Source organism: Roseobacter cerasinus (genome assembly GCF_009811755.1).
Taxonomy (GTDB): domain Bacteria; phylum Pseudomonadota; class Alphaproteobacteria; order Rhodobacterales; family Rhodobacteraceae; genus Roseobacter; species Roseobacter cerasinus.
In genome coordinates this window covers 133128-145593 of record NZ_BLIV01000008.1, presented here as the reverse complement: position 1 = coordinate 145593, position 12466 = coordinate 133128, and the positions used below count along the sequence as shown (strand labels likewise).

The window sequence follows — 12466 nt, the reverse complement described above, 5'->3', positions numbered from 1 at the left end:
GATTCTTCGCACATGTTTATGGAACCCCGTCTTGACCCCACTTGTGGCCATGGATGATGCCGCGTTGGTGGCGTCGCTGATATCAAAGGATGCTCTGACAGAGGCTGACGCTGAGCGGTGCCTGTCCGCGAGCCGCGAAACCCGGCTGCCGATTGAGCGGAGCCTGCTGGAATTCGGGCTGGTCGAAGAAGAGGTGCTGTTCCGCGACATCGCCGGACAGATCAAGGTGCCGTTTTTGACCAACATCGCGCCGGAGGTTGATTTGGCCATGCGATTGGATCTTGGGCGGGAGTTCCTGAAATCGGCGGATCTGGTGCCACTGCGGCTGAAAGATGGAGTGCTGGAGGTGGCCAGTGCCAACCCACGGGTGCAGGACGCGCTGGCGGCGCTGGCCTTTCGGCACAAGGCGCAGGTGCGCATGATGCTGGTGCCGCCAGCGGTTTTGGCGGCTGCGATTGACGGACTTGACTGGCCAGAGGTGGATCAGGCCGCGACAAGCGCCTCTGACATGGATGTGGAAAAGCTCAATGCGCTGGCCAACGGCGGGCCGGTGATCCGTCTGGTCAATGACATCATCAGCCGCGCGGTGGGGGCAGGGGCGTCGGACATTCATTTCGAAGAGGGCGAGAGCGCTTTTGCGATTCGCTTTCGCATCGACGGGGTGTTGCGCGACGGCGGCACCATTCCGCAGGCCAGCCGCGCGGCTGCGGTGTCGCGGCTCAAGATCATGGGCGGGCTGAACATTTCCGAACGGCGCCGCCCGCAGGATGGCCGGGCGCAGGTGTCGGTGCGGGGCCGGGCGATTGATCTGCGGATCTCGACTCTGCCGAGCCAGTTCGGCGAAAGCATTGTCTTGCGGATTCTCGACCGGTCGCGGGTGCAGCTGGACTGGGCGCAGCTGGGCTATGACGCGGGCATGGTGGAGCAGCTGCGGGCGATCATGCGGCAGCCCAATGGCCTCTTCCTCGTGGCGGGCCCGACGGGCAGCGGGAAGACTACGACGCTTTATGCAGCGCTCACGGATATTCACGACGGCAGCCGCAAGATCGTCAGCGTGGAGGACCCGATTGAATATGCGCTGAAAGGTGTGGTGCAGGTGCCCGTTGACAGCGCGATTGACATGACATTTGCCCGCGCGCTGCGGGCCATTCTGCGGCAGGATCCCGATGTGGTGATGGTCGGGGAAATCCGGGATGCGGAGACGGCAGAGATTGCCGTGCGCGCAGCACTCGTTGGGCGGATGGTGCTGTCGACGATCCACACCAATGACGCGCCCTCAGCGGTATCGCGGCTGATCGATCTGGGTGTGCCACCCTACCTGCTGAGCGCCACGCTGCGCGGGGTGCTGTCGCAACGGTTGGTGGCGATGACGTGTGTGGATTGTGAGGGCGCGGGGTGCCAGGCGTGCGCGGATACGGGGCAGGCCGGGCGCACAGTTTTGGCGGAGCTGCTGGAGATGTCGCCGGAGCTGGCGTCGGCCATTTCTGACGCGCGGCCGCTGGCTGAGCTGCGCCGCTGTGCCGAGGCGGCCGGCTTTGTCAGCATGGCGCAGCGCGCAGCGGATCCGGCCTTTCGCCAAGTGGCGGTGGCACAACATCTGTCGCAGATCATCGGGTCCTGATCATCCGCACAAAGATTTGATTTTTAATGAAATGTTAAGAGTTTAGGTATTTTTCCGGGTTGTCAGAACGCTCTGGGCTCTGGCACTGTTCCTCACGAGTGGTCGCTGTGTGATTTGTCAAAATTGTTATGATTTGGCAGATCGTTTTTCAACTATAGATTGAATTCTGAACAGCGCAGCGATACGCTTTCGACGTCAGAAGCAGGTGCCGCGGGATGCGGTACTGGCCACTGGTTGACTGCCAAACTTCGGCACCATGGCGCGGAAATACTCCGGCCGGAGTTTGCCCTTCCCCAATAGTCTGGGGAGTTTCTTGCCCAATGCTGATCTGTGCGCTTGCCTCTCAAGAGGCATGAGCCGTGCCTGAGGGCCGGTCAGTGACAAACCCCCTGTCTGCGCCCCGATGCGCGGGCGGCTGCATTTCGATGACGCTGTTCCAAGTCAGAAGCCCTTTTCGAAACACCCCCCCCTCTCTTCACCAAAAATCAAAATCTGGAGACCCCCATGCGCAAGACCGTTTTGACGGCTATGGCCGCGCTGTTCTGTGGCAGCTCCCTCAGCGGCCTGTCCGCAGAGACGCTGCTGTCTGCACAAAAACCCGTGACAAGCGGCGTCACGGCCACTGTTGGCACCCTCGCCAGCATCACCGATGGCGACATGAGCAATGACGCCCCCTTTGTCTTTGACAATCAGGCAACATCTGATCGCACGGTAACCATTGATCTGGGCCGCGAGGCCTATGTGACCCGTCTGGGCATTCACACCGGCAGCGCCTATCGCACGCAGGCGATCCGCAAGTTCCGGGTGTGGTATTCGGAGGATGGCGAGACGTTCTCGAACGTGCTTGGCGCCACGCGTCAGGGTCTGGAATATGCCGATATCACTCAGGAGATCACCCTCGCGCAGCCGATCAAGGCCCGGTTCATCCGGTTTGAAAGCCTTGAACGCTGGGGCGCGTCGAAAATCCGCGAGATCGAAGTCTATGGCTCTGAAGAGCGGCCCGAGGCGGACACGCGGCATTTCTTCCCGCTGCAGGACGCCGACTTCCCGAAAGGCGAAGCCGACGCGGCTTTTCAGGCCCGCATTGCTGAGCTGAACACGCAGGTCTTGAATCGGTTTGAGGAAAACCTGCCGCGCTCCCACCCGCGTTTGCACGGGGATGAGGCGCAGTATTGGTCGTACTTCCGGCCCTTTGAGACAGCAAATGCGTCGGACTATCGCGGCGAAAACTACAGCTATGCGACAACCAAGAATGTCTTTTCGGTCTATAATCACCGGACCTATGGGATGAAGAAGGCGGGATGGGCCTATCCGCACACGCTGCGCAACATTCCTGCCGCGCGCTTTTATCTGGATGTGAACCTCAACGCGAGCGATGAAGACCTGCCGAAAGGAAACGCGACGCGGGCCATGCAGGTGCTGCACCTGATCCGGATGATTGACGGATGCCTTGAGTTCGACCCTGATTGCCGCTTCTCACAAGCCAACACTGACAGGCCAATGCATGTGGAAGGCGAGCTGTGGGCGCTGAAGCGCAAGTTCATCCGTTATGAATTCCGGGACTTCCAGCGGCAGCTGACGGGCAATAGCGCCAATACCTCCTGCCCGGCGGTGGATGGCGTCAGCTTCCCACGGGCGAAATACTGGCACCACGGGTACGATGGCTGCTCTTTCAACCTTGGGGCCATCCGCATGTTCCGCCCCTGGACGGCCATCATGGATTATTACTGGGATGACAACCGGTATTGGGCGCAGCCGGAAGATCATGCGCGGGTCATGGATATCATGACCAATTACGCCAAGATGTATATCGAGCAGTCAGACCCGAGCCACAAGCTGCACTGGATGGTGTCGCTTCACAACAACTGGAACACGATCACCGGGGAAGCGGCCCTGCGGTTCGCGACACTGGTCTATGATGAGCCCGGCTACGAGGAGATGGCGCGCGAGCTTCTGGCCAATGTGCTCAAATTCTCGTGGAATCACCGCCGCATCTACATGGACGAAGGCATGTATCAGGAAGGCGCTGGCTATATGGCCACGGATTATTCCTCAACCGGGGCGATCAACAACTTCTACATGCGCACCATCGGGGAGCCGATGCATGCCATGAAATGGGGCATCGGGACGGATACCGCCGAATGGTACGTCAACGTGATGGGACCGGATGGCCATGCGGTGAACTTTGGGGATGCCTGGAAGACCCAAGGCATCCGCAATGTCATTCCGCTTGATCTGTTGCTGTGGCGCGAGATGATCGGCCTGGATGCACCGGGCACAACGGAGCTGAGCACGGCTGAGCAATGCGTCGCAGCGCGGTTCTTTGCCAACCATTACTTTGACGATGGGATGTCCACCCCGATGCTGATGGGCGCGCATTTGGCGCGGGATTGGTACTCCGAAGTCGAAGCCTGTGGCGATCAGCAGCTTGCGGATACCTACGCGGCAGAGTTCCCGTTCAACGAATCCATGTTCCGCGTAGACACGGGCCGCACGACATGGGCGGCCAGCGGCGAAAACCCGACGCCACATGTGCAGCAATCCAACCAGAGCATGATGGCGATGAGCTGCGTGCCAAATGACTTCCCCCACCGGGAGCTGGATTGCTTTGACGTCAAATGGTCGGTGCATGGCAGCCGCTTCATCGATGATACGGGCTATGGCGATTTCACCAAAGGGTACAATTACTATCAGGTGAAAGGGTCCAAGGGGCATGTGCCGCTGACCAGCGCCTCGGACACGCTGGAGTTCTTTGCCAAGCCGGTGAAGAACGTAAACATGGACAGGGCTTTCATAGTCCTGAATGTCGCAGGGAAGACCCAGAGCATGTCCATTGGGGCGTGGATGAAAAACACCGCGCCAGATGCAAACGGCTGGCATCACATCAAGATCCCGCTGACGGCCTTTGGCGAGATCAAGCCGCATCACTGGAACCGCGTTGTGAACGGCGGCAAAGGTGTGGGTTCGATCACTTTCCTGCAGGGCAGCGGGCTGCATCTCTTCCGGGAAGCGAGCTTTGGCATTGATGAGATCCGCTTTACGCAAGGTGGCGGCGACCTGTTGTGGTACGGCGATGCCCGGACGGACTCCGTCGAAGGGGATGCGTTGCAGTACAGCAGGCACCGCCTCTTTGTTGAGGAGCGATCTGGCAGTGGGGCCAATGGCACCGATGGCTGGCTGGAGATTGGCACCAACATCAAGGCCACCGGTCCGGTTGTCAGCTTCTACCGTGACGTCGCCGAGGACCGGATCGTGCAGAACTACTACGATGGTTTTGCGATTGGGGCGAATTCGCTGATCGTGCCGGATGCGCAGTTCACCGAGGATTGGTTTGCGCGCCCGGGTCAGACCCATATGGGTCAGATCTTTGGCAAGCGTGCCACGGGTGAAACATTCGAAGTGGACACGCTTGAGGGCGCGACAGGCCTGAAAGGGGTCTCTTTCGATGCGTCCGAGGTCTACGGCAAAAGCGTTGATGGCGGCTGGTTGGAAAAGGCGATCCGCTACAAGATTGCGCTGCCGAACGGCAACTTTGTCATCGTCGATGATTTCCAGACGCGACATGTGAATGGCGATACCGGACCGCGCAAGACCTCGCAGATCCAGCAGTTTTGGTACACGCCGTATGACAACGTGCAAACCTGCGCGCTGCCGCGCAACGGCGGGACCAGCCACCACGTGGATGTCACATACTCGGGCGTGAACACGGTGGATTTCACTCCGCGCTGCATGATCCTCTTCCGGGGTGGCAACGTGCAGGCCGAAGCCAAGGGGCGCATGAGTGCGGCGTCGCTTGCCGGCAATGTCGAGCTGAAGTTTGGGCCGCCGTCCTTCATGGCTGATGACCCCTACTTCCGCCGCTTCGTGAACGAGGACACGATCACGCAGGTCAACCGCAAGCGCGGAACCGACGTGCGGCGCCTGCTGCGGTTCGAGCCGCTGGAACCGGTGAGCGAGGACACACGAGCGTTCCTGTTCCAAGGCGCGCTGGATCATCCAGACCCCAAGGATGCGCTGAAACCGCAGAGCGTGGTTGTCTCGAAAACCCTTCCGGGATGTGAGACGCAAAGCTTCTGTGTGCAGGCGAAGATCGGCAATGAGACCTATACGCTGAATTTCGACAATATCTAAGCCTGTGGTTCAGATTTGGGGCGGCTTCGGTCGCCCCAAAGGCAAGAGCGGCCTCCCGATGCGGGGCCGCTTTTTTCTGCAGATGGCTTTGCGGGGTTACATCGCGGTGTCCGACTGCGACATGAATTTAGGGTGCAGGGGCAAGGCGGCCGCCCCGGCCGCGAGGGCATCCTGGCCAAAGCAGCTTGGGAGCAGCGTAACGTCTGGCGAAAGAGCCTCGCTGGTTGCTTCAATCAGAGCGGAGATGTGCTGCTCCGGCACATGGGAGGCCAGCACAACCGTGGGAATGCGCGCCAGAAAGGAGGCGGCGCTGATCATCCCCACCACCGCTTGCGAGGCGGCGGTGATCCAGTCGGCATCGGGGTGATCGGGGCTGGGTGAGGTTATGTAAAAGGGCGGCGGGGTCTGACCTGAATGTATCCGCCCACTCAGGCACAGGCGCGGGTGCAGGCAGGTGTCGAGATAGCAATAGAGGAAATCTCCCGTCCGCCGCGTGGCGCCAAACAGCGTTTCTGCACTGGCGAGCGCTGTGACATCGTTCTGGATGAAGGTTTCCAGCTGCGTGTGGCTCTCCAACAGCGCCTCGATATCCCGCACCACGTCTTCCTGATCGTCGAATTCATCTGATAAAGTCACGCCCACGCCTGCAATCAGCTTGCGGGTCTTGGGCGTGCAAGTGTTCATCAGCTGATCCACCATGCCGGTGAGCGCAGCGCCGAGGGATGTATGATCGGTCAGGGGGGCCTGTTGCGTCTGCACGATCTGCCCAATGAAATTGACGACCGCGCCGCTCAACTGATCCTGCCCGACGTTGATGCCCAGAGAAAAGGCCCCGTCGGGGTTCAGGATGATGGGTATGGTCGGTGGGCCGACGCGGCCCCGCACTGCCTCGCCTTTGACGATCAGATTGTCCGCCTCAAGCGCGCGGACAATGACTGATATGGTCTGCGCTGACAGACCGCTTTCCTGGCCAAGCTGCAGCCGGGTCATGCCGTCGTTGCGCAGCAAAAGCGAGGTGATCAACCGCTCGTTCAGAGTGCGCGCCAGCACCTGGTTCATCCCGCTGGCCGTGCTGGATACGCGCACGGCAGGCGGGGGGGCAAATCTCATGTCGGGCAAAATCAGTCTCCGCTGCTCATCTGCGCGCTATGCACCGGGCTGCTCCTGTGGAAGCCAACCGATGGCGGCGACCTCTTGCGCGATGGCCTGCCCCAGCGCGAGATGCGCCGCGACATCGAGGTGAAACCCATCATCATCGCTGGAGCGCACCACAAGGGCGGCATCGAAAAAATGCACCTCGTGCATGTCCGCGATGCGCTCATACTCCGCCGCCAAGGCGCGCGATTTCTCCTGCGCGTCCTGAAAGACACCGGACCAGTCCTTCAGATCCATCGCCGTTGGCGGCGGCGCCACGACCAGCATCTCGGGCACCCGGCCATTGAGGCCCGCCGGCATGGATTTGATGTCGGAAATCAGCGCGCCGATTCCCATTGCAATCTCGCCCGGGGTCTTGTTGAAGCGGATCTTGAGGTCGTTTGTGCCCAGCATCAGGATCACCAGATCCAGCGGCTTGTGGCTCATGATACAGGGGCGCAGATAGGTGCGCCCGTTCTTTTCGGCCCCTTCGATGGGGTCGTCGCTGACGGTGGTGCGCCCGCTCAAACCCTCTTCGATCACCATCCACTCCGCGCCCAATTCCTGTCTTAAAACGCCCGGCCAACGGACGTCATGCGGATATCTGTCGTCAGGTAAATTCGCCGTTGTTTGCCCGTAGGTGTTTGAGTCTCCGTAGCAGAGCACTGTCCTCATCCGTCATTCCAAACCTGTATAAGGCCCTCAGTTGAAAATGTTTTTGTTGTTTTTTGCCGAAGCGTGTCACAGATGAGGCTAGGTCGTGCAGCGCAGTCCGTCAATAATCATTCATTCTGAATTATTATTATTGACATCATTTCTGAATTCAGGCTGTGTCGAGAGACCTGCGTCCTGACCCGCGTGAGTTGAGCCAAGGACAACGGGTGGAAACAGGGGAGGAACAGATGAAACTTTTCGGAAAGATCAAAGCCGCTGTCGCAGCGATTGCGTTGGGGTTTGGTGCCGTATCGCCCGCGCTGGCTGATGATGATGGTCCGATCCTCGTGATCAGCGGGCCGCTGTCCTGGCCGTTCTTTGCAGCCGTGAAACAGGGTTTCGATGACGGGGCCGAGACCTTCGGGCTCGACTACCAATATATCGCCGTGACCGACACCTCGAACATGACAAGTGACTACCCCCGCCTGCTGCAACAGGCGATCAGCCGCAACCCGCGCATGTTGCTGGTGGGCGAGTTTTTCCCCGATGGTATGGACCCGCTGATCAAGGAAGCTACGGCAGCGGGCATCCCGGTGCTCATCCACAACTCCGGCCAGACCCTCTGGGAGCAGAACGGCTCCATCGGTTTTATCGGGGAAGATCCGTTTCAGATGGGCTTCAAGGCCGGTGAACTTCAGGCCGAAGCCGGGGTGACATTGGGGCTCTGTTTCAACCAGGTGCCCGGCAACCCGACCGTGGAGGAGCGGTGCAATGGCTACGTCGCGGCAATGGAGGCGGCTGGCGTTGAGACCATCTATCAGACAATTGGCACCGGTGACGCGACCAACCCGCAGGCGATGACCCAAGCGATCAAGGGCACCCTGCAGGCCAATCCGGGCATTGACGGGATTTACACGCTGAACGCCGTGCCTGCCATGTCGGCCCTGCGCGCAGTTGACGAGGTCGGGCGCAAGGGCGACGTGATGGTCGGTACCGCCGATCTGTCCAATGAGGCGCTGCTGGCGATCCAATCGGGCGATTTGGCTTTTGCCATGGACCAGCAACCCTATTTGCAGGGTTTCATGTCGATGCAGGTGGCGTTCCAGTATCTGAACTATGGGCTGCAGCCCATCGGACACGTGAAAACAGGGCCGCTGGTGATCGACCAATCCAATGTGGATGCGACGCTTGACGTGAACCGCAAACACGCAGGTGTGCGCGGCGCCTCCTGAGCGCCGCCCCAAGACAATGCTGAACCGTCAAAGAGGCCGGATTTGACACATCTTTTGCGACGTCCAGAGACGGGAGCCTTCGCGGCCTTTCTCTTGACTTACCTCTTCTTTGCGCTGGCGACGCCGGGCACGGGGTTCGTCTCGCTCAATGGCACCGCTGGGTGGTTGAATCTCGCGGCTGAGCTTGGAATCGTTGCGATCCCGGTCGGGCTGTTGATGATTTCAGGGGAGTTCGACCTCTCAATTGGGTCAACCGTCGGCGCGGCCTCAATGATCTTGGCACTTGGGACAAACCAGTTCGGGGCGCCGACCTGGCCGATGATTGGCTTGGCGCTGCTGGCCGGGGCGGTGATTGGGCTGGCCAACGGGCTGGCTGTTGTAAAGACCAAGCTGCCCAGCTTTATCGTGACGCTGGCGACCAACTTCATCGTGATCGGCGCCACCATGGGTCTGTCGCGTCTGATTGCGAATGTCACGTCGTCGTCGATCTTTGCCTCCGACAGCGCCAAGCTCGCGTTTGCCTCTCGCCTCGGGCAGGCCAATATCTCCATCCTGTGGTGGGCGCTTGTGGCCTATATCGGCTACCGGGTCCTGGCCAAAAGCAGCTTCGGCAACTGGATCTATGCCACAGGCGGCAATGAAGACGCCGCCCGGGCGGCAGGCGTCCCCGTCGAGCGGGTCAAGATCATGCTCTTCGTGGCCACCGGCGTCTGCGCCGCTTTGGTCGGTATCCTGCAGGGCATCCAATGGAATTCGGGCAACGCGACCTATGGCATGGGCTATGTCTTTCAGGCGCCGATCGTCGTTGTGATCGGCGGGGTGCTGTTGACCGGCGGTTATGGCTCGGTTGTGGGGATCGTCTTTGGTACGGCGCTGTTTGGAGTCATCTCCAGCGGGATCTTCTACACCGGCTGGAATACGGACTGGATCCAATTGTTCCTGGGTCTGCTTCTGGCTGTCGCCGTGCTCGCCAACAACTATGTCCGGCGCCTCGCGCTGACCGCGCGATAGGGCGTACAAGATATGTCCAATACGCTGATGGAGCTGCGCAACGTCGACAAGTTCTTTGGGTCCACCAAGGCCCTGCGCGACGTTTCAATGGCCGTGCAGCCCGGCAAGATTCTGTGTTTGCTGGGCGACAACGGCGCCGGGAAATCGACCTTGATCAAGGTGCTGTCGGGCTACCACCAACCCACGCGCGGGAAGATTTGGTTTGAAGGGCAAGAGACCCGGTTTTCCGGCCCGCGTGAGGCCCGGCAACGGGGGATCGCAACAGTGCATCAGAATGTGGGGTCCATCCCGTTGATGAGTGTGGGGCGTAACTTCTTTCTTGGGGCTGAGCCGGTCAGGGGCCGCTGGCCGTTCCATAGCATCGACACACAGAAAGCCAACGCCATCGCGGTGGAGCAGATGCAGAAATTTGGCCTCACCCGAGTGACTGATGGCGATCAGCTGGTGGGCACGATGTCGGGTGGAGAGCGGCAGGTGCTGGCCATCGGGCGGGCGATGTATTTCGGGGCAAAGATGCTGATCCTGGACGAGCCGACCTCGGCGCTCGGGGTCAAGGAGGCCTCCATTGTGCTCAAGATGATGCGGATCGCGCGCCGCAACGGGGCGGGCATCGTCTTTATCACCCACAACGCGCGCCACGCCATGAGTGTGGGGGATGACTTTTGTGTCCTGATCCAGGGCGAGGTCGCGGCGCGCTTCAAGCGTGATGAGAAGAGCCGTGAAGATGTGCTGAACCTAATGGCCGGAGGCGAAGACATGACCGAACTCGAAGACGACCTAGAGCAGATAGACTAGGCCCCTATGACCTTTTTCATCGGGGTGGATGTGGGTCCCGCAAGCGCCCGCGCCGGAGTGTTTGACGTCGAAGGCAACATGCTCGGCGCCTGCGCGCATGAGATCCGGATCTGGCGGCCGCAATCGGGCTTTGCACAGCAGTCGACCGCAGATATCTGGGGCGCCACCTGCCATTGCGTTCATGACGTGATCCGCCGGACCGGGACGGACGTGCGGCAGGTCTCGGGGATCGGGTTTTCCGCAACGTCCTCGCTGGTGGCGACAGGTCCAAAGGGGGCACCGGTCTCGGTGTCTCCGGATGGGTCAGCAGAGCAGGATGTTATTCTGCGGTCTGATCACCGGGCAGCAGAAGCGGCGAAGCGGATCAATAGCACAGGGCACGAGCACCTGCGCGTCACCGGCGGCGCTGTCTCAATCGAAGCGCACATCCCAAAGCTCGTCTGGTTGAAGGAGAACTTGCCCTTCACCTGGAACGATGCGGCCCATTTTTTTGACCTATCCGACTGGTTGGCCTGGAAGGCCAGCGGATCTCTAAAGCGGTCTCGCTGCACGGTGCTCTGCAAGTGGGGGTACCTTTCGGAAAAGGCGGAAGGGGCGCGGGGCTGGGACAGCTCCTTCTTCAAGCAGATTGGTCTGGGCGATCTGGTGACTGAAACCTATCGCCGCATCGGTCAGGATATTGCCGCCCCAGGGCAGCCCGTCGGCAGTCTGACAGAAGACGCGGCCCGAGACTTGGGCTTAAGTCGAAAGACCCGCGTGGCCATGGGTCTGACCGATGCGCATGCGGGTGCCTTGGGCACATTCGGGTCGGCAGGCGATGGGGCAACCATGGCGCTGATTGCCGGAACATCCGCGCGCCACATCACGCTCTCGGGCACGCCGGCTTACGTGTCCGGTGTCGGTGGTCCCTATCTTGGCGCTCTCCTGCCGGGTCTGTGGGTCAATGAAGCAAATCAGCCCATGGCTGGCGCGGCCCTGGATGCCATCATTAACCGCCATGCAGCCGGGTTCGAGCTGCGGTTCAATGCGACGCAGGCCAGTTTGACACCGCATGAGTACCTCGAAACCATCTTGCTGGATTACACCGGGCCGGGGCCCTACGACCAACGGGCGCGCCATCGCCATATTGTGTCTGATATCAATGGGAATGACACACCGGTGGCAGACCCGCTTCGGTTCGGCATGGCGGTGGGGCAGGGCACCGCGCCCGATTTGGAAGACCTGGCGGTTGACTATCTCGCGGGTGTGCAATCCCTGGCCTATGGCACCCGTCAGATCATTGAGCAATTGGACCAACACGCCATTCCGACGACCCAAATCGTCATCAGCGGCAAGATGGCGCGAAACCGGATCTATTGCCAAACCCTCGCGGATGTCACCGGGTGTGGAGTCGTCATTCCGAACCAGCCCGAACCCGTCCTGCTGGGCGCGGCGATGCTGGCCGCACAGGCATCTGCTGCGTTTCCAACCACGCTGAAAGCGATGCAGGGGATGTCGAAGGGCGGGCAAGCATTGGTGCCGCGATCCGAATCGCACCCCTTTCATGACAAAAAGTACAATATTTTCAAAAGCCTGCAGGATCATTGTGGCTCGATACACAAGATCATGAGTGGCTAGCGGCGCACCCTCGCGCAACGTCCCGCCGCTCCACTTCTTACGGCTCAGTATGGCCAGCATGGTGATACGCCATACCTTGCCAGACAGTCATCAAAGGGCACCATGGCGCCACGTCGAAAAAGGCTGCGACGGGTATGACATCGACAAAACCGCTTAGCCGAACATGTCGGATCAGGGTTCGGGACGCCGCATACGGAACCCTAAGTGCAAAAGTGGCCCCGAACGGCGACAAGTTCACGAGCGTTACCGTTCCGCCTTGGTCTGCCATAAC

The 12466-nt window shown here is 60.3% G+C and carries 8 protein-coding genes; 6 read left to right on the top strand and 2 right to left on the bottom strand.

The genetic code is table 11. From position 1 onward, the window contains the following. Positions 1 to 31 precede the first annotated feature (31 nt). Together So717_RS18725 and So717_RS18720 are read left to right on the top strand one after the other, a co-directional pair. Positions 32 to 1621: a GspE/PulE family protein gene (locus So717_RS18725; protein ID WP_159980178.1), complete on the top strand. Its 1590-nt coding sequence runs from the start codon at positions 32 to 34 to the stop codon at positions 1619 to 1621. Positions 1622 to 2125: 504 nt separating this feature from the next. Beyond that, positions 2126 to 5752 carry a discoidin domain-containing protein gene (locus So717_RS18720; protein ID WP_159980176.1) on the top strand — a complete coding sequence of 1209 codons (3627 nt, stop codon included), beginning with the start codon at positions 2126 to 2128 and terminating at the stop codon, positions 5750 to 5752. 96 nt (positions 5753 to 5848) lie between these two features. Here the strand turns inward: So717_RS18720 and So717_RS18715 are convergent, their stop codons facing one another. Both So717_RS18715 and So717_RS18710 read right to left on the bottom strand, forming a co-directional pair. Next, positions 5849 to 6862 (bottom strand): ROK family transcriptional regulator, encoded by a 1014-nt coding sequence (locus So717_RS18715; protein ID WP_159980175.1) that lies wholly within the window; start codon positions 6860 to 6862, stop codon positions 5849 to 5851. A gap of 36 nt (positions 6863 to 6898) precedes the next feature. Beyond that, entirely contained in the window at positions 6899 to 7561 is a 663-nt protein-coding gene (locus So717_RS18710) for an SGNH/GDSL hydrolase family protein (RefSeq protein ID WP_159980174.1), read from the bottom strand. 227 nt (positions 7562 to 7788) lie between these two features. On the opposite strand from So717_RS18710, the gene So717_RS18705 reads away from it, so the two are divergent. The 4 genes from So717_RS18705 to So717_RS18690 are packed head-to-tail and all read left to right on the top strand — an operon-like array spanning position 7789 to position 12195. Then, the gene (locus tag So717_RS18705) at positions 7789 to 8772 is read left to right on the top strand and encodes a sugar ABC transporter substrate-binding protein (protein ID WP_159980173.1); all 984 of its coding nucleotides are present in this window, start codon (positions 7789 to 7791) and stop codon (positions 8770 to 8772) included. 42 nt (positions 8773 to 8814) lie between these two features. Further along, positions 8815 to 9783, top strand: a complete 969-nt coding sequence (locus So717_RS18700) for an ABC transporter permease (RefSeq protein WP_159980172.1) — start codon at positions 8815 to 8817, stop codon at positions 9781 to 9783. Between the two features lie 12 nt (positions 9784 to 9795). Continuing rightward, positions 9796 to 10578, top strand: a complete 783-nt coding sequence (locus So717_RS18695) for an ATP-binding cassette domain-containing protein (protein ID WP_159980171.1) — start codon at positions 9796 to 9798, stop codon at positions 10576 to 10578. A 6-nt stretch (positions 10579 to 10584) separates the two neighbouring features. Next, complete coding sequence (locus So717_RS18690) at positions 10585 to 12195, top strand: FGGY-family carbohydrate kinase (protein ID WP_159980170.1); 1611 nt, start codon at positions 10585 to 10587, stop codon at positions 12193 to 12195. Positions 12196 to 12466 lie beyond the last annotated feature (271 nt).